We start from the raw sequence: 17476 nt of genomic DNA on the forward strand, positions 1-17476 counted from the left end.
GCGATCGCTTCACCCTTGGCAGCAATGTCCTGCAGGGTTTCGGCCGTCTTGGACGCGAATTCGAAATTGAGTTCGCCCTTCGTGCGGCGTTCGAATTCAGCGGCCAGCGCCGGGTGCGCCTTGCGATAGGCGTCGAACAAGGCTTGCCATTCGGACTGGAGTTTTGCACCGGCTTCGCGGGCGTTCCAACCGTTGCGCACGTCGGCGGATATTTCGAATTCACCCTCGGTGATGCCCAGCGCGGCGCGTGTGGCGGCGATTTCGTCTTTGCCCAGCGGAGCGCCGTGCACGTCGTGCGTGCCGGCCTTGTTCGGCGATCCCTTGCCGATGACTGTCTTGCAGCAAATCAGTGTCGGTTTGTCGTTCTGCGATTTTGCCGCCCTTATGGCGCGATCCACCGCGTCGATGTCGTGGCCGTCGACGTTGCGGATGACGTTCCAGCCATAGGCTTCGAATCGTCCCGGAGTATCGTCGGTGAACCAGCCGTCGACGTGGCCGTCGATGGAGATGCCGTTGTCGTCGTAGAGCGCGATGATCTTTGCGAGCTTCCAGGTGCCGGCCAGCGAACACGCTTCGTGGGAAATGCCTTCCATCATGCAGCCGTCGCCCATGAAGACGTAGCTGTAGTGATCGACGATCGGGAAACCCTCGCGATTGAACTCGGCGGCCAGCAGCCGTTCGGCCAGAGCGAACCCCACGGTGTTGCCGATGCCCTGTCCGAGCGGACCGGTGGTCGTTTCGACGCCCGCCGTATGGCCGTATTCCGGATGTCCCGGCGTCTTGCTGTGCAACTGGCGGAAGCGTTTGAGTTCGTCGAGCGGCAGATCGTAGCCCGTCAGATGCAGCAGAGCGTAAAGCAGCATCGAGCCATGGCCATTGGACAGCACGAATCGGTCACGGTTGGGCCATTTCGGATCGGCCGGATTATGTTTGAGGTGGCGGTTCCACAAGGCGACCGCGATTTCAGCCATGCCCATCGGAGCGCCCGGATGCCCCGAATTGGCGGCCTGTACTGCATCCATGGCCAGCACACGAATTGCATTGGCCAGCGAAGCCTGAGAAACCATTTGCTCACCCCCTGATTCATTGAAATATTTGCCGACAAACCGCGGGCCGTGACGGGTGCAGTCGGAGAACAACTGCAAGCGACATCGTGCCCGAAAGTCGATCCATCGCAACCCGCTATTTTATCTGGATGCTAGCCACCTGTCAGTACGAAACGGTGCAAGGTGTTCGCGATGGCGTCGCTGTCGTTGCTGCCGGCGACCCAGTCGGCACACTCGCGAACCTCTGCCCGGCTGTTGCCCATCGCGACCCCCAGGCCGGCCACGCGCAGCATTTCGACATCGTTCTGCTGGTCGCCAAAGGCAATCACTTCCTCGCGCGCGATGCCATGCTCGGCGATCCATTGATCAAGACGCTTGCCCTTGCTATTGCCGGCATGTGAGATGTCGAGACGGTTGTGTGCGGACCATTCGCAACTCAGGCCGAGACTTCTTTCGAGGTTTGCGGCAAAGGCGCTCATGATCGGCAGATCGTCGCCGGCCGTGGCGAATTTCCACACGGTGTCGCATCCTTCAAGCATGTGCTCAAACGAGTCGACCCGGTCGATGCGCGGACGCACTTCCTGCGGCAGGGTGGCCGACCATTCGAGGAGCTTGTTGACGTGGAGGCTTTCCCGTTCATACGCCATGAAGTCGTCGGCGTAGATCATCGTGTAGATGCCGTTCTGGCGGATCAGCTCAAGCAGACTGCATGCTTCCTGCATGGTATAGGGATTGCTGGCCAGGGGTCGGCCAGCGCGAAAATCGTACATATACGTCCCGTTGCAGCAGATGGCCGGTAGTTCAAGTTCGAGCTGGCGCCAGTAGGGATAAGCCGCGCCATGATGGCGGCCGGTTACGATCATGACTTGCACGCCCTGGGCACGCACGCGACTCAGCGCTTCGATCGTCTCGCTACGAATCTGCAACTGGCTGTCGATCAATGTTCCGTCGAGGTCCAGCGCGACCAGGCGATACTTCATGCATTTCTCCGGGAGCTGTCCGGCCGATGTCCGTGAGTCTTCATCGGGCTCCATCGCCGGACGCGGCGGACAGAATATCGTCGCGAATGTCCATCGGCTCATCCCTGAAGATTCGCGCATCCATCGTCTTCAGTTGCGGGCTGATCGCCGGGCGGAAAGTCATCTGCGCCAGGATGTCGCGCTCCAGATCGACACCGGGCGCGATTTCGATCAGTTCCAGCCCGTCGGCGACCAGGCGGAAGACGCAGCGCTCGGTGATGTAGAGCACCGGTTGTTCGCGTCTGAAGGCGTACTCGCCGCTGAATGTGCGATGTTCCACCTCTGGGACGAACTTTGCCGTCTGGCCTTCCTGGAGAATCTGGAGGGCGCCGTCGGCGATGCCGACACTGAGCTGACCGGCGGTGAAGGTGCCGACAAAGACCAGCCGCTTGGCGTTCTGGCTGATGTTGATGAAGCCGCCGGCGCCGGACAGCCGCGTGCCGAACTTGCTGACGTTGAGGTTGCCGTGCCGGTCGGCCTGTGCCAGACCGAGGAAGGCGAGATCCAGCCCGCCGCCATCGTAGAAATCGAACTGCGAGGGCTGGTCGATGATCGCTTCGGCGTTGGTTGCCGCACCGAAGCTCAATCCACCGGCCGGAATGCCGCCGACCACGCCGGGCTCGGCTGTCAGCGTCATCAGGTCGATTATTCTTTCTTCGGCGGCGACGCTGGCGACGCCTTCGGGCATGCCGATGCCGAGGTTGACGATGACGTCGGGTCTGAGCTCGAAGGCCGCGCGTCGGGCGATGATCTTGCGTTCGTCCATCTCCATCGCCGGGATCGCCGACATCGGTACCCGGAGTTCTCCGGAAAAAGCGGCATTGTAGGTTTCGATGAAGGTTTGCATCTGATATTCGGGCTTTTCGGAGACGACCACGCAATCGACCAGGATTCCGGGAATCTTCACCTGACGCGAATTGAGCGTACCCCGCTCGGCGATGCGTTCGACCTGGGCGATCACGATTCCGCCCGAATTGTGCGCGGCCATCGCGATGGCCTGCGCTTCCAGCGTCAGTGCTTCCTTCTCCATGGTGATGTTGCCGTCGGGGTCGGCGGTCGTGCCGCGAACGATGCCGACATGGATCGGGAAGGTCTTGTAGAAAAGATACTCCTCACCGTCGATGACCATCACTTCGATCAGGTCGCGCTTGGTAATGGTGTTCATCTTGCCACCGCCATGGCGCGGATCGACGAAGGTGCCCAGACCGACGCGCGACAGCAATCCCGGCTTGCCGGCGGCGATGTCGCGGAACAGGTGGGTAATAATTCCCTGCGGCAGGTTATAGGCTTCGATGAGGTTGTTTACGGCAAGCTTTTGCAGCTTGGGCGCGAGCCCCCAGTGGCCGCCGATCACCCGGCCGACCAGACCCTCGTGACCGAGATGGTTCAGGCCGCGATCCTTGCCGTCGCCCTGGCCGGCAGCGTAGGTCAGCGTCAGGGTGCGCGGCGTGCCCGCCGGGGACTGCGGGTCGGCTCCAAGAAAGCGCTGTTCGATGGCGACGGCAATGTTCTCGGCAAAGCCGATCCCAACGAAGCCGCCGGTGGCGACCGTATCGCCATCGCGAATCCGGCGCACGGCCTCGGCCGCGCTGACGATCTTGTTGCGTTTGCCCGCCGGTGGCGAGGTCTTATTGCGAGTCAAAGCATTTCTCCTTGCTGGCTTTCCCGACTACTCAAGTTCGCCAAGCTGGTTCAAGGCGTTTTCCAGAATGCTCAGCGTGCGTTCCGGTTGATGCAGTTTTTCCAGCCCGAACAGGCCAATGCGGAAGCTGCGAAAGTCCGCGGGTTCGTCGCACTGTAGCGGAACACCGGCGGCGGTCTGGAGTCCGGTCCTGATGAATTTCTTCCCCGACTGGATCTCCGGGTCGGTGGTATAGCTCACCACCACACCGGGCGCCTCGAAGCCCGCGGCCGCAACGCTCGGGAAACCTCTGGCAACCATCAGTTCACGCACCCGACGCCCGAGATCTTTCTGTTCCTGGCACACGCGGTCAAAGCCATAGGCTTCGGTTTCAAGCATGACGTCGCGCAAGCCGGCGAGCGCGTCGGTAGGCATCGTCGCGTGGTAGGCGTGTCCGCCGTTTTCGAAAGCTTCCATGATCTGCAACCATTTCTTCAGGTCCACGGCAAAACTGCTGCTTGTCGTGCTGTCGATCCGGTCGCGGGCGCGCTCGCCAAGCGCCACCAGCGCACAACACGGCGAGCTGCTCCAGCCTTTTTGCGGCGCGCTGATCAGCACGTCGACATTATTGGCGACCATATCGACCCAGACGGCGCCGGAGGCGATGCAATCGAGTACGAACAGGCCGTCGTTCTTGCGCACCGCGTCGCCGACCGCGCGCAGGTAGGCGTCGGGCAGGATCATGCCCGAGGCCGTTTCGACGTGCGGGGCAAAAACGATGTCCGGCTGGTGTTCGTGAATCGCGGCGACGACTTCGTCGATCGGCGCCGGGGCGTAGGGGCTCTGGCTTCCGTTACCGACCGGGCGTGCCTTGAGGACGATGCTTGCCGAAGGGATGTGGCCCATCTCGAAAATCTGCGTCCAACGGTAGCTGAACCAGCCGTTGCGGATGACCAGGCATTTCTTGCCGGTGGCGAACTGGCGGGCCACGGCTTCCATGCCGATGGTGCCATTGCCCGGAACGATGATCGCGGATTTTGCGTTGTACACCGTCTTGAGGATGCGCGAGATATCGTTCATCACGCCCTGGAAACGTTGCGACATGTGGTTGAGCGCGCGATCAGTATAGACCACCGAGTATTCGAGCAGGCCCTGGGGATCGGGCTGGGACAGCAAAGCCGGCATGGTCGCTTCTCCTGAAATCGTCAAACTTGCGGACACGCCAGTATAGCAAGCGGATAATTGTCGGAGATGGTGCCGTTGCAATTGGTCCCGGGCGCCGTACGGCCATGCCACGTCGACTGCGCATTATTGAGTCGGCTTCAATGTTCTTGAAATGCCTTACGCCTCAAACTGAGTAAATTCAGCGAAGAGCTTTCAAGTTCGTAAAGGCCGACTCAATAACTTAGCCGGAATGCCGCAGCACACTGTTTACCGTGGGATCAATAAAGGTGTCACCCATCAGCCGATACGCAGGTTCGGCAGGGCTAGATGAGCTCGATTCGCTCCCTTAGCCGCTGTGCGGTCAGGAGCAGTTTGTTTTTCTCAAAGACTGCACAAAAGTCTTCGGGTGTGGCGTTCGGATTCCGCCAGCGCAGCCGCATCGCCTTAAATGCTGCGAGGGCTTGGTATTCGTCAAGATCAAGCTGGTTGATTATAAAGCTGTCAGTGTCGATAACCTCAATGCCATATTGGCCGATCACTTCATCGTCGAAGCCCCGTTTGTCATCTGTGACAATACAGTCCGCGTGACCGACAATTGCCGCTGCCAACACGTGCCGGTCATCCATATCTGGAAGGTGCAATACTGGCTCTATCGCCGCGATGCCCTGTTCGCAAACCTCCCAATCTGGAGCGACCAATCGCATCTTGTCGCGGCGGCTGAATATCTCGGTTTTCTTCGCCGGAATCCTTTGGGCAAGGTGTCCGATCCATTCGCCCTCTATTCGTTCACTCCACTTTGCAGCGAAGAGCCCGCGTGCGCACAGCGACATCAGCGCATCCGTTTTAAGCATCCCATAGAAAACGCAGGCGTCTATTACGGCGGTGTAACGGACGTGCCCAGCCATCAGTAATCGCCGAGCTCTTGAGAAAGTCGCGACAAATCATCAAGCGCTGCTTCTCTGCCCATCCGCATCTCCTGCGCATACTTGAAGAGATCACTGAGCAGCACCCGCCGATGTGATCCGACCATGCGATGCGGAATTCGCGCCGCCTCCATCTCCTTGATAACGAATGGCCTGGAGACATTCAGAAAGTTCGCTGCTTCAACGGTGGTCAACTCCTGCTTCTCGGGCATTAGCGTAATGGGCCTTCCTTCGCTCATCAGGCCGAGTAACTGGCCAATCAAACGAAGAGAAGCCGGAGGAAGCTCAATCGGTGGAATATCCCCGGCTTCACTCTCCAATTTGATTCTTACAGCCTTGGAGCGATCCAATGCCTCCATGATGCAACGCTGCGCTACGCGTGCCAGCTCCATATCGGATCTCGACGGTGGTGGTGCAAGCGTTTCGCCTTTTCTCTTCAATGTCGTCATTTTGTTCCTGCTCCGTTGTTCCATGTCTGTATGGGATAGAGAGACCACCAGTGGATACCTGTGGCTGTAGGCGTATTTAAACGCAATAAGCGCAACAAACGCAACAACTATCTCCAGTGAAGAAGTTGGTCTGCTCGGCGACTCTCACCATTGACCAAAGGGGGATACCTGCTTTCCGAACGATAGGCCAGTCGCCATGCCTCGTAGCATGATCAAACAACCAAACTGGTTAGCTTCGCATTCTCTTGTGGAGCTTGTTCCTGGCGGCATCGCCACGGCAATACTTCAGCGCCTCTCAGCGGCCTGCCGGCTATTCCAATACGCGTATAATCCCCGGCTTAGCCCATTTCTGACTGAAGCCATACACCCCGCCATGCAGGAAAAATACCAGCCGCAAGAGATTGAACTCGCCGCGCAGAAGCACTGGGACGCCTCCGGTGCCGCTCGCGCCATCGAGGATGAAAGCAGGCCCAAATACTACTGTCTTTCGATGTTTCCTTATCCGTCGGGCAAGTTGCACATGGGGCATGTGCGCAACTACACGATCGGCGATGTGCTGGCGCGCTTCCACGCGATGCAGGGCTTCAATGTGATGCAGCCGATGGGCTGGGACGCATTCGGCATGCCGGCCGAGAACGCGGCGATCCAGAACAAGGTGCCGCCAGCGCAATGGACCTACGCCAACATCGACTACATGAAAGGCCAGCTCAAGCGGCTCGGTTTCGCGATCGACTGGGATCGCGAGCTGGCAACCTGCCAGCCGGACTACTACCGCTGGGAGCAGTGGCTGTTCACCCGGCTCTACGAGAAGGGCCTGATCTACAAGCGGCTCGGCACGGTCAATTGGGATCCGGAAGACCAGACCGTGCTCGCCAACGAGCAGGTGATCGACGGCCGCGGCTGGCGCTCGGGGGCGCTGATCGAAAAGCGCGAAATCCCGATGTACTACATGAAAATCACCGCCTACGCCGACGAGCTGCTCGCCGATCTCGATCGGCTTGACGGCTGGCCGGAGCAGGTCCGGCTGATGCAGAAGAACTGGATCGGCAAGAGCTTCGGTTGCGACGTGGGCTTCCCCTACGATGTGGAGTCGATCGGCGCCGAAGGCGTGCTCAAGGTTTACACGACGCGCCCGGATACCCTGATGGGCGCGACCTACGTCGCCGTGGCGGCCGAGCATGCGCTGGCGACGCAGGCGGCTGCCGGCAACCCCGAGCTGCGTGCGTTTATCGAGGAATGCTTGCGCGGCGGCGTGGCCGAGGCGGACATGGCGACGATGGAGAAGAAGGGAATGCCGACCGGCCTGTTCGTCATCCATCCGCTCAATGGCGAGAAGTTGCCTGTGTGGGTCGCCAACTACGTCCTGATGGGCTATGGCGAAGGTGCGGTGATGGCCGTTCCGGCGCACGACGAGCGCGACTTTGCCTTCGCCACGAAGTACGGGCTGGAAATCCGCATGGTGATTGCCTCGCCGGGCAATGCCTACGACGAGGTCACAGCGCCGTGGAACGAGGCCTATGCCGAGGTCGGCGTTTGCGTCAATTCCGGCAAGTATGACGGGTTCGAGTTTCAGGCGGCGTTCGATGCTGTCGCCAGCGATCTGGCAGCCAAAGGGCTGGGCGCCAAGCGCACGCAGTTCCGTCTGCGCGACTGGGGCATTTCGCGCCAGCGTTACTGGGGTTGCCCGATCCCGATCATCCACTGCACCGACTGTGGCGACGTACCGGTGCCCGACGAGCAGTTGCCGGTCGTGCTGCCGGAAGACGTGACGGTCACCGGTGCCGGCAGTCCGCTGGCCAAGATGCCCTCGTTCTACGAATGCGCATGTCCGAAGTGCGGCAAGCCGGCACGCCGCGAAACCGACACGATGGATACCTTCGTCGAATCGTCGTGGTATTTCCTGCGCTACTGCTGCCCGGATAACGATCAGGCGATGGTCGACGAGCGCGTCGCCTATTGGTGCAAAGGCGGCATCGACCAGTATATCGGCGGTATCGAACACGCCATTCTGCACCTCCTCTATTCGCGTTTCTGGACCAAGCTGATGCGCGATGTCGGCCTGTTCGGAGCGGAAGCACTGAATGAACCGTTCGCCCAACTGCTTACGCAGGGCATGGTTGTCGCACCGACCTTCTACCGTGAGGACGCCAGCGGCAAGAAGGACTGGATCAACCCGGCCGAAGTCGAGCTGACGAGTGACGAACGCGGGCGCCCGGTGGCCGCTGTGCTGCGGGCCGACGGCCTGCCGGTGGTCATTGGCGGCATCGAGAAAATGTCGAAATCGAGGAATAACGGCGTCGACCCGCAGGCCCTGATCGATCAGTTTGGTGCCGATACGGCACGGCTGTTCATCATGTTTGCCTCGCCGCCGGATCAGTCGCTGGAGTGGTCGGATGCCGGCGTCGAAGGCGCGTTCCGCTTCCTCAAGCGCGTCTGGCGAATCGTCTTCGAGCATGTTTCCGGCGGTCTTGTTGCGGCATTTCCGGGCGGGGAGGCGTCTGAACAACTCCCGGAAGAATTGAAGACTTTCCGTCGCCAGCTGCATCAGGCGATCGGCAAGATCACGGATGATTACGGTCGACGCAAGCAATTCAATACCGCAATTGCCGCCGTGATGGAATTGCTTAACGCCTATGCCAAGCTCGTTGATGAATCGGCGACTGCGCGAGCAGTAAGGCAGGAAACGCTGGAAGCCGTGTCGCTGCTGCTCTACCCGATCGTGCCGCATGTCTGCGAAGCGCTTTACGCCGAACTCAGGCCCGGCCAAATGGCTGGCGTGCAGCCTTTCCCGAAAGTCGATGCGGCGGCGCTTGTGCAGGACGAGATCGAGCTGATGCTGCAGGTCAACGGCAAGCTGCGCGGCAGTTTGCGCGTACCGGCTGGCGCCGACAAGACGGCCATCGAAGCGGCTACGCTGGCTTCCGAAGTAGCGCAGAAACATCTCGCCGGAAAGGCGCCCAGGAAACTGGTCGTGGTGCCCGGTCGTTTGGTTAACATCGTCTTGTAATACCCGGAGGAATGCCGAAATGCGTTCAAGGCTTCGTTCAACCCTGCTTGTGCTGTGCGTGGCGGTAATTGCCGGCTGCGGATTTCAACTGCGCGGTTCCTATACCCTGCCTTACGAGAGTCTTTACGTCGCTGTGCCCGACACTTCACTGATTGGTGCCAACCTCAAGCGTGCCATACGTGCGGCGGACTCGACTCGGCTTGCTGATTCTGCCGCGGATGCGCAGGCGACCTTCTTGCCCACCGGCGAGTTGCGTGAACCGGTTATTCTTTCATTCTCCGGTTCCGGTCGCGTGCGTGAAAAAAGGTTGCGCTATCGTTACGGCTACCGTGTGGTGGATAGCAAGGGGCGGAATCTGATCTTGCCCGGAGTGATCGAACTGAACCGTGATCTGACCTATGCCGACTCGGACGTGCTGGCGAAAACCCAGGAAGAAGAGCTGCTCTGGCGGGATATGGAAAGCGATCTGGTGCAGCAATTGATGCGCCGACTGGCGGCCACAAAACCGGTGTATCCGGCAACTGCCAAGTAGGCCGTCATGCAGATCAAGGGCGAGCAGCTTGCAGTTCATCTGGAACAGGCGCTGCAAGCGGTATATGTCGTATACGGTGATGAGCCCCTGTTGGTGCTTGAGGCTGGCGATGCCATTCGTTCGGCGGCTCGCCGAAATGGTTTTGACGAGCGTGAGGTACTCACGGTCATCCCGGGGTTCAACTGGATCGCATTGCACCATGCGGCGGGCAATATGTCGCTGTTCGGTGGGCGCAAGCTGATTGACCTGCGCATTCCGACGGGGAAGCCTGGGCGCGAGGGTAGTTCGGCAATACAGGATTACTGCACACACCCGTCACCAGACACTTTGTTGCTGGTGACGCTTCCCGGGCTTGACTGGACAGAAGAAAAGGCCGCCTGGCTGAAAGCATTGGCGGCTGCTGGCGTGGCGGTCAAGCTGGTCCCGCCGAATCCGGCCGAATTGCCGGCCTGGATTTCCGGGCGCTTGCGCCGCCAGCAGCAGAGCGTGGAAAGCGACGGGCTGCGCTTCATTGCCGAACGCGTCGAAGGCAATCTGTTGGCCGCCCATCAGGAAATCCTGAAACTTGGCCTGCTCTATCCGGCCGGCGAAGTCACCCTGGAGCAGGTGCAGCAGGCGGTACTCAATGTCGCCCGCTACGACCTCGACGGATTGCGTGAAGCGCTCTTGGTCGGTGATGTGACTCGCCTGACCCGTACCCTTGACGGCCTGCAGCAGGAGGGCGAGGCACCACCACTGGTTCTCTGGGCGATGACCGAAGAAGTGCGAGCTCTGGCACAGGTCAGGACGGGGCTGACGCAGCGCAAGTCACTCGATGCGTTGCTCAAGGACGCGCGCGTATGGGGGCCACGTCAGGCACGTTTCAAGCTAGCCCTGAAACGAATCGATACTGTGCGGGCCAGTGCCGCACTGGCGCATGCGGCGCGCATCGACCGGATGATCAAAGGCGCGGGCGGGTCTGGAGATGTTTGGGATGAATTTCTCCGCCTCGGCCTGAGTATCGGTGTAAACCTGTAAAGCGGGGCCAGATTCGCGGCTGCGAACCCGACCACGCCGGTCGAAGTCTAGTGGATTGCGTTCGAGATAATCCGACGAACATCCTGCTCCAACCCCTTTGAAGGGATTACCACTGCCTGCTTTCCACCCACGTCCAATGAGAAACGCGGTGAATCGCTGGCGTGCTCGTAAGCTTCGCCCAGATTGCTGATGATTTTGCCAACATCAATCGGCGAGAGTTTGTTTTCGTCTGCCAGTTCTTTAAGGCCGCTCACTTTGCCGTCATGAATCCACGCAATACCAAAACGTTTGGGTGGTTTGCCAAGAAAAACGAAAGCTTCCTGCTCCGACGGAACTACTTCCATGTTGTCGGAGATGCGATGGGCCAAGTCTTCCAGCGGGCCTTTTACCATGTCGATTCTGGCGTGTGCCTCGTCGCCAGTCGGTAGCGGTGGGTAGTCCTTCTTTCCACCAAACAACTTGTCTAGCATTCCCATGATGTCCTCCTTGTCGCGGATAAATAAAGAGTCAACACACTCCAAATATTGGATTGCCATGCGCTGACATGCAATCTAAGCCTAGACGCGATTGGTGGATTTTCAAGGATTATTGAAACCTGCCGGGCTTTCCCGCTGGAGCCGAAATTCCTCAATCGCCCGGCCTGCAAGCGTTCTAGCGTCATCACCGTTAAGACGGAAACCCGCCACGATGCGGCCGGTCAGGCTTGCCGTTGTGGTTGTAATCGTGCTGACGGTCATGTTTCTGTCTGTATATCCTTACGCTTTGCTTATCCTCGGCATGCTGAAGCCTTGCCCGCTCCTGGCGCGTGACTGTGCCATCGGCTTTGGCTTTTTCTTCCACTGTCTGCAAATGATCCTGGCCTTTATTTAGTCGCTCGGCCTCTCTCTGTGTCAGCGAGCCGGATTGTTCTCCCTGCTGAATACGTCGTTCCTGATTGGCTTGGCGCTGATCGAATTTAGGCGTGTTGTTGGATTGTGCAAGAGACGACAGTGGTGAAATCAGCACGAGGGAAATAAGCGTAGATTTGAGCAGCTTCATGGCTCCGACCTCCTATTGATATTTGCGAAAATTGACATGGGTTGTCCCACGGATGAATTTACGCATGGTCTCGAACAAGGGAAGTCGGCTTTTTGTTACAAGCCATTAAGCAGCAATACACTCTTACAACTAATCGAAATCAGACTGGAAATGTCAGCCGTATGAGCATCGCGTAGCATTCGGCGGGCGCTGCACGTGCTGAATATCAAGCGGCGACTATGACGTGATACGGAATTTATCGATGCGGTCGCTGAATACTGCCGCCACGCCACGCTTGAACAGCGTATCGGCCGCATGTCGATCATTGACCGTGTAACAAAGCACGGGAATGCCATTGGCGCTCGCGGTACCAAGAGTGGCATCGTCAAGCTCGCTGGTCGCGCAATGCAGGCTGTAAGCTCCCAAAGCATTCAAGCGATCGAGCCAGTTGGACGGGAGGCGCTCCCACAGACAGCCGAGAGGCACGAGAGGAGCGGCGTTCCGTGCTGCGATCAGCGCTTCATCCGAAAATGACGAAACGAGCGGTAGCGGGGCGCCACGCCACAGTTGAGGAATAAGTTTTGCGACGACTTCGCCGGTGACTGATTCAAATCCGGCGGCCGGCTTGATCTCGACATTGGCCATGAGGCCGAGTTCCAGGCAGAGGGCCGCCGCAGCTTCGAGCGTTGGTAACGGCTCGCCGGCAAAGGCCCGATGCTGGTAGCTGCCGGCGTCAAGTTTCCTTAGAGCGTCATCTGAGGTGTCGCACACGCGACCGGCCCCGTTCGTGGTGCGTTCCAGCGTTTCGTCGTGAATCAGCCAAGGCGAGCTGTCCGCCGACAGCATGACATCAAACTCGACAGCACGACATCCCATTGCGGCGGCCATGCGCAGCCCGGCCAGGGTGTTCTCCGGCGCCAACGCACCACCGCAGCGATGTGCAAAGACGCGGGGCAGTGTCCAGCCGGGTGCGGGGCGATTCACTTCTTGCGCTTGACTTTGGCCACCTGAACGGGCTCCATGATGGCATTGCCGCGCGAAACAGCGTCATCCAGAGCTTCCTTGGCGGGCTTCTTGTTCGCCCAGACTGTTTCAAGTTCTTCTTCCACTATCGTCCGCAGTTTCTCGTCCTGAGCTACGCGAACAGTGGGCGATGAAACCGTGCCTTGCAGCTCAACATAGGCGACTTTCAGTCCGGCAAGGTTCTCATTCAGCAATTTGGAGCTTGCAGCCGCGCGAGCTACCGAAGTTATCGGCAGAAAGCTGCCGGAAAGCGTCAGGTCAATCTGCATTTCCGGACCCATGATGTAATGAATGAATTCTGCGACGGCCTTGGTTTCCGCCGGGCTCATGCCATTGGCAAACCACAGCGAAGCGCCGTCGGCCAGCGTATTCCGCGGCGAGCCTTGCACATCGTCATGATAGGGCAGCGCGGAAACGCCATACTCCAGCGATTTGTTTTCGGCCAGGGCGCTATTGAGCGATGAGGTGCTGGTCAACATGGCGCATTCGCCGTTGGCAAAACGGCGATCCGCTTCGTCGCGGCGGCCGAAATAGGAAAAGTACTTACTCTTGTGCCAAGTCGCCATCATGGCGACGTGCTTGATCTGAACCAGGCCATTGAAGGCGAGATTGCCCTTGGCATCGTTCACCGGTGCACCGTTCCAGGCGCTCATGTTGTCGATCAGCACCCAGGCTGGCCAGGATGTGGTGAATGGGCAGCGACTTCCGGAATCAGCCAGTTTGCCGGCGACCTCTTGCGCCTCGACCCAGCTCTTCGGCGGCTTTTCGGGACTCAGTCCGGCCTTGCGGAAGGCGGCCTTGTTGTAATAAAGCACCGGCGTTGAATAAGCTACAGGCAGGGCGTACAGGCGGCCTTTGGCATCGGTCAGGCCATGGCTCAAATCGGGGGACAACTTGCTGGTGTCGAGCGGCTGTTTGGCCTCACGCATGACATCATGGAGTGGCTTGAACTTCACCTTGTCGGTTATGAAACGGGCGTGATCCACGAATGAAACGAGATTGATCTGCTTTGGCGCATCGCCATCAATACGACGCACCGTCTTCAGGTGAACATTTTTCTGCTGGCTGTTGAAACGCTCGACCAGAGATTCGAGACGTTCTGCACGTTCTTCGTCAAGCTGTTGCGAGAGTTCGATCTGGACCGGGTCGGCAGCCGGGGCAGAAGCACGGGCGGGAGCGGAAATGGCTGGAGCGGTGAGAATCAGCCCGCCCATAGCCATGAATAAAAAGGATAAATTCATGATATCTCCTTGGTGTCGGCGACAAAGGGTGAATTATAGTGGCTGAACCGTTTGTGGGCATCATGCAATGTATACGCGCAGGACTTTGATTTCAAAGCACGCTATAGTTCGCATCTGCCGTATCTGAGCGATCCCGGAGAATCCCTCATGAACAAGTATCAGCGCCTGGTTGTTGTTGCCGCCACGATGAATGTACTGGTCATGCTGTTGTTTCCTCCGTTCACAAGCCAGCCACTTGCCAAGGGTGTGTTGCCAAGCTTCGACGGCTTTTATCCGATTGTCAGCCAGCTGGGGCACAAACCCCTGTTCACGGAATTGTTGACCATACAGTTGATGTTCGTCGGCATCAATACGTTGGTGGCCTGGCTGGCTTTGCAGACCAAGACGCGTCATGGCAAGCACCCGGATTTCCGTTTCGCCCAGGCTATTGGCTGGTTTGTTGCGGTAAACCTGATAGTCATTTTCACCTTTCCACCATTCGAACCCTATCAGCTACTGCTGCGTGCCGATTTGGGTGGTTTCGATAGTTTCTATTTCGTTCTCGGCAGTCGCTCCCAGCGCACGATCTATTGGCCGCTGCTCTATCTCGAATGTATGCTGGTCGCTATAAATGCGCTTGGTATTTTTCTGATGCTCAGCTCGGTGCAGCGCGGCGCCGATGATATCCGGCGCAAGCTGGCTCAGCTCGCCGATGACCTTCCGGATGAAGCCATTGAAAGAATCGCAGCAGATATTCGCCAGACGATCAATGCACAGCCGCCGAAACCATCGCCCTCTCTCGGACGGGGCGCCGATCGTCGTCGCACAAAGCACAAGTCCATTGCCAAGGAACGGCGGAGCGGAAAAGACCGTCGTCACCAGGACTCTAGCCGCACTGGCGACAGGCCATGATGACGATGTCTCCTGACCGGGGCGCAGGGTTTTATGGTTAAAATGGCGATTATGCAAACCAATAGTCAGGGATACTCGTGGCAGCCAAGCTAGGGAGCGCACTGCGACTGTTCGTGAGCGCCGCCGCTCTGTTATTACTCCTGTCTGGTTGCGACATGATCCAGCAACAACTCGGGCTTGAAGACCCGAACGAAAAAGCAGCCCGTACCGATGCTGAAGGCAGGGCCGTCGGCGGCGGCTGCCGTCAGTCGGGGCGTGCCATCGAAGACTGTTACACCATTTATTCCTGGCTTCCCAAATCACCCATCTATGAAGGCTGGCGCGACATGGATGCCTACATGCGCGAAAACAAGATTGAGACCATTGAACCTCAACTTCCTCCCGCACCGGCGCCCGGCACCCGAAGAAAAATTCCACCTCCCAAAAGCTCTGCAGCTAACGCGACATCTGGCAAGTGATCTGAGGACAAACGCTGAAGCATTGTTCTGACATTGACGCGTATTCACTCCATAGTGTTATCGACCTGGAAAGATTGAAGAACAGGAGTCTGTAATGAGTCAGAAAAAGTATCGATTGGTTACGCGCAGCGATTTTGACGGCCTGGTGTGCGCCGTGCTGCTCAACGAACTCGAACTCATCGACGATATAAAATTCGTTCATCCCAAGGACATGCAGGACGGCAAGATCGATATTTCCGATCGGGACATTACGACCAACCTGCCTTATGTTGCCACCGCCCACCTCGCCTTTGACCATCATCTTTCAGAAACAATCCGAGTCGCTGGTGATCGCGACAACCGCGTCATCGACCCGGACGCACCCTCGGCAGCGCGCGTTGTTTATGATTACTACGGCGGAAGAAAGGGATTCCCGCGGATCTCCGACGACATGATGGATGCTGTCGACAAGGCCGACTCGGCGCAATTCACCCGTGACGAGATTCTCGACCCGAAGGGCTGGGTATTGCTCAACTACCTGATGGATTCGCGCACCGGTCTTGGACGTTTCCGTGATTTCCGTGTCAGCAACTACACGCTGATGATGGATCTGATCAAATACTGCCGCAGCAACGGTATTGACGATATTCTGAAATTACCTGACGTCAAGGAACGCGTAGAACTTTATTTCGACCATGCCGTCCAGGCCAAAGCGCAGATTCAACGTTGTGCCACGGTTCACAACAAGCTGGTAGTACTCGATTTGCGTAACGAGGATACGATCTACGCGACCAATCGCTTCATGATCTACGCGCTCTTCCCGCAAGCAAATATTTCGATCCATGTTCTGTGGGGCGTACAGAAGCAAAACACCGTCTTCGCTACCGGCAAATCGATTCTTGATCGCAGCAGCGGGATCAATGTTGGCGAGCTGATGCTCAAGTACGGCGGTGGAGGTCATCACGCTGCCGGCACCTGTCAGGTGGAAAACGATCAGGCAGACGCCAAGCTCAAGGAAATCATTGCGCAGATCAACGCCAATGCCTGATCAGACCGATTCCTCAAGTTCAGCTCAGCAAGCACCCGGGGATTCGTTTTTCATCTTGCGCGACTGTCGCGAGCTCTTCCAGCGCCGACTCGCGGAGATTGCCCGGCAGTCGGGCATTTCATCCTCGTCGGTCGTCGATGCTTTTAGCCGCGAAATCGGCGATGCTCACGACGAACTGGCCTCGTCCGACCAGCAAGACGGATTCGAACAGACCAACGGGCTGACTGCTTCGCGAATCACGCTCGTCGGCAATGACGACCTTGAGCTGGATATTCGTATCGGGGAAATCGCCAACCGTCTGAAAGGCAATGAGCGCATTGGTCACTGGCGAGTCCAGCTACGCTACATGACCTTGTTGCAGCGACCGAAAATGACTGCGGAAAACAACCCGGTCGGCCTCGAACCGATCAGTCGCGGCTTGTGGGCGATCTGCAGGGAAAGCGGCAACAAGCTTGATCAGAACCTTGATCAGCTTGACCGGCTTGAGGCAAAGCTTCTGGCGTTGCTTCCCGACGTCTATGTGGAACTGAACGGCGTGCTTGAGCGCCACCGCGTTGAGCCGGCGCAAGTCAAGATCGTCCAGCGTGCCGGTGGCGCCAAATCACCATTTCAAGCTGGAGTCGGGAGTTCGGAAGGCTCCGGAGGTCTCGGTGGCGTGACCGGAAGGAATGCCCTCTCAGACTTGCAGCAGGCCTTGCGCAAACAATTCGGTGCCGAGGACCTGGTTCCTGCCGGCGGATCGGGGAACGTCACGCTTGACGTATCGACCGTCGTGATGCTGAACCACCTGATGGACCAGTTGCGCGGGCTTGAGCTTCGACAACTCTCCAGCCTGGACAACGATTCGTCCGCAGATTCGGGCGAGAAACCTCGATTGCATACGATCAAATCGAAAGACCTCGATTTGCCGTTGGGCAAACCCGCAGCCATCGCACTGGATACACTATCGCTCATTTTCGACCGCATTTTTGCGGCGCCCGATCTTCCCGATGTCGTCAAGGCCGCCATTGGTCGTCTGCAGATTCCGCTGCTCAAGCTGGC

General features: G+C 58.3%; 17 protein-coding genes. 7 read left to right on the forward strand and 10 right to left on the reverse strand.

Features of this window, described 5'->3' with window-relative positions:
* The 6 genes from PROAA_RS07795 to PROAA_RS07820 all read right to left on the reverse strand — a co-directional run.
* Positions 1-1067, reverse strand: a 1067-nt coding sequence (locus tag PROAA_RS07795) for a 1-deoxy-D-xylulose-5-phosphate synthase N-terminal domain-containing protein (protein ID WP_245664208.1), incomplete at its 3' end; no start/stop codon positions are given.
* 131 nt (positions 1068-1198) lie between these two features.
* Complete coding sequence (locus tag PROAA_RS07800) at positions 1199-2026, reverse strand: pyridoxal phosphatase (RefSeq protein ID WP_186410806.1); 828 nt, start codon at positions 2024-2026, stop codon at positions 1199-1201.
* Positions 2027-2066: 40 nt separating this feature from the next.
* On the reverse strand, positions 2067-3707 hold the full coding sequence (locus PROAA_RS07805; RefSeq protein ID WP_186410807.1) for an acyl CoA:acetate/3-ketoacid CoA transferase: 1641 nt from the start codon (positions 3705-3707) through the stop codon (positions 2067-2069).
* Positions 3708-3734: 27 nt separating this feature from the next.
* The gene (locus PROAA_RS07810) at positions 3735-4871 is read right to left on the reverse strand and encodes a pyridoxal-phosphate-dependent aminotransferase family protein (RefSeq protein ID WP_186410808.1); all 1137 of its coding nucleotides are present in this window, start codon (positions 4869-4871) and stop codon (positions 3735-3737) included.
* 302 nt (positions 4872-5173) lie between these two features.
* A complete protein-coding gene (locus PROAA_RS07815; protein WP_186410809.1) occupies positions 5174-5755 on the reverse strand; it encodes a PIN domain-containing protein in 582 nt (193 codons plus the stop codon).
* On the reverse strand, positions 5755-6222 hold the full coding sequence (locus PROAA_RS07820) for a helix-turn-helix domain-containing protein (RefSeq protein ID WP_186410810.1): 468 nt from the start codon (positions 6220-6222) through the stop codon (positions 5755-5757). Before PROAA_RS07820 ends, PROAA_RS07815 begins: the two co-directional genes overlap by 1 nt.
* 373 nt (positions 6223-6595) lie before the next feature.
* Here PROAA_RS07820 and leuS point away from each other — a divergent pair, with 373 nt between their 5' ends.
* Genes leuS through holA form a run of 3 tightly spaced genes read left to right on the forward strand, consistent with a single transcriptional unit; the run spans position 6596 to position 10778 of the window.
* Entirely contained in the window at positions 6596-9229 is a 2634-nt protein-coding gene (leuS, locus tag PROAA_RS07825; protein WP_186410811.1) for a leucine--tRNA ligase, read from the forward strand.
* Positions 9230-9248: 19 nt separating this feature from the next.
* Complete coding sequence (locus PROAA_RS07830) at positions 9249-9761, forward strand: LPS-assembly lipoprotein LptE (protein ID WP_186410812.1); 513 nt, start codon at positions 9249-9251, stop codon at positions 9759-9761.
* 6 nt (positions 9762-9767) lie between these two features.
* Positions 9768-10778 carry a DNA polymerase III subunit delta gene (gene holA, locus PROAA_RS07835; protein WP_186410813.1) on the forward strand — a complete coding sequence of 337 codons (1011 nt, stop codon included), beginning with the start codon at positions 9768-9770 and terminating at the stop codon, positions 10776-10778.
* A 47-nt stretch (positions 10779-10825) separates the two neighbouring features.
* Here the strand turns inward: holA and PROAA_RS07840 are convergent, their stop codons facing one another.
* From PROAA_RS07840 to PROAA_RS07855, 4 genes are all read right to left on the reverse strand, one after another.
* Positions 10826-11314, reverse strand: a complete 489-nt coding sequence (locus tag PROAA_RS07840; RefSeq protein WP_186410814.1) for a hypothetical protein — start codon at positions 11312-11314, stop codon at positions 10826-10828.
* A gap of 130 nt (positions 11315-11444) precedes the next feature.
* The gene (locus tag PROAA_RS07845; protein ID WP_186410815.1) at positions 11445-11816 is read right to left on the reverse strand and encodes a hypothetical protein; all 372 of its coding nucleotides are present in this window, start codon (positions 11814-11816) and stop codon (positions 11445-11447) included.
* A 216-nt stretch (positions 11817-12032) separates the two neighbouring features.
* Positions 12033-12779: a glycerophosphodiester phosphodiesterase gene (gene ugpQ / locus PROAA_RS07850; RefSeq protein WP_186410816.1), complete on the reverse strand. Its 747-nt coding sequence runs from the start codon at positions 12777-12779 to the stop codon at positions 12033-12035.
* Positions 12776-14059 carry an extracellular solute-binding protein gene (locus PROAA_RS07855; protein WP_222102157.1) on the reverse strand — a complete coding sequence of 428 codons (1284 nt, stop codon included), beginning with the start codon at positions 14057-14059 and terminating at the stop codon, positions 12776-12778. Before PROAA_RS07855 ends, ugpQ begins: the two co-directional genes overlap by 4 nt.
* Before the next feature lie 147 nt (positions 14060-14206).
* Here PROAA_RS07855 and PROAA_RS07860 point away from each other — a divergent pair, with 147 nt between their 5' ends.
* The 4 genes from PROAA_RS07860 to PROAA_RS07875 all read left to right on the forward strand — a co-directional run.
* A complete protein-coding gene (locus PROAA_RS07860) occupies positions 14207-14950 on the forward strand; it encodes a hypothetical protein (RefSeq protein WP_186410817.1) in 744 nt (247 codons plus the stop codon).
* Between the two features lie 77 nt (positions 14951-15027).
* Positions 15028-15408 (forward strand): hypothetical protein, encoded by a 381-nt coding sequence (locus PROAA_RS07865; RefSeq protein ID WP_186410818.1) that lies wholly within the window; start codon positions 15028-15030, stop codon positions 15406-15408.
* A 94-nt stretch (positions 15409-15502) separates the two neighbouring features.
* Entirely contained in the window at positions 15503-16435 is a 933-nt protein-coding gene (locus PROAA_RS07870; protein ID WP_186410819.1) for an exopolyphosphatase, read from the forward strand.
* A 55-nt stretch (positions 16436-16490) separates the two neighbouring features.
* A partial coding sequence (locus PROAA_RS07875) for a DUF1631 family protein (RefSeq protein ID WP_186410820.1) occupies positions 16491-17476 on the forward strand: 986 nt, incomplete at its 3' end.

The sequence above is a fragment of the Candidatus Propionivibrio aalborgensis genome, assembly GCF_900089945.1.
Taxonomy (GTDB): domain Bacteria; phylum Pseudomonadota; class Gammaproteobacteria; order Burkholderiales; family Rhodocyclaceae; genus Propionivibrio; species Propionivibrio aalborgensis.

Coding starts and splice junctions, on each gene's coding strand:
- PROAA_RS07800 (WP_186410806.1), bottom strand. CDS start 2,026: ATGAAGTATCGCCTGGTCGCGCTGGACCTCGACGGAACATTGATCGAC.
- PROAA_RS07810 (WP_186410808.1), bottom strand. CDS start 4,871: ATGCCGGCTTTGCTGTCCCAGCCCGATCCCCAGGGCCTGCTCGAATAC.
- PROAA_RS07815 (WP_186410809.1), bottom strand. CDS start 5,755: ATGGCTGGGCACGTCCGTTACACCGCCGTAATAGACGCCTGCGTTTTC.
- PROAA_RS07820 (WP_186410810.1), bottom strand. CDS start 6,222: ATGACGACATTGAAGAGAAAAGGCGAAACGCTTGCACCACCACCGTCG.
- leuS (WP_186410811.1), top strand. CDS start 6,596: ATGCAGGAAAAATACCAGCCGCAAGAGATTGAACTCGCCGCGCAGAAG.
- PROAA_RS07830 (WP_186410812.1), top strand. CDS start 9,249: ATGCGTTCAAGGCTTCGTTCAACCCTGCTTGTGCTGTGCGTGGCGGTA.
- holA (WP_186410813.1), top strand. CDS start 9,768: ATGCAGATCAAGGGCGAGCAGCTTGCAGTTCATCTGGAACAGGCGCTG.
- PROAA_RS07840 (WP_186410814.1), bottom strand. CDS start 11,314: ATGGCAATCCAATATTTGGAGTGTGTTGACTCTTTATTTATCCGCGAC.
- PROAA_RS07845 (WP_186410815.1), bottom strand. CDS start 11,816: ATGAAGCTGCTCAAATCTACGCTTATTTCCCTCGTGCTGATTTCACCA.
- PROAA_RS07855 (WP_222102157.1), bottom strand. CDS start 14,059: ATGAATTTATCCTTTTTATTCATGGCTATGGGCGGGCTGATTCTCACC.
- PROAA_RS07860 (WP_186410817.1), top strand. CDS start 14,207: ATGAACAAGTATCAGCGCCTGGTTGTTGTTGCCGCCACGATGAATGTA.
- PROAA_RS07870 (WP_186410819.1), top strand. CDS start 15,503: ATGAGTCAGAAAAAGTATCGATTGGTTACGCGCAGCGATTTTGACGGC.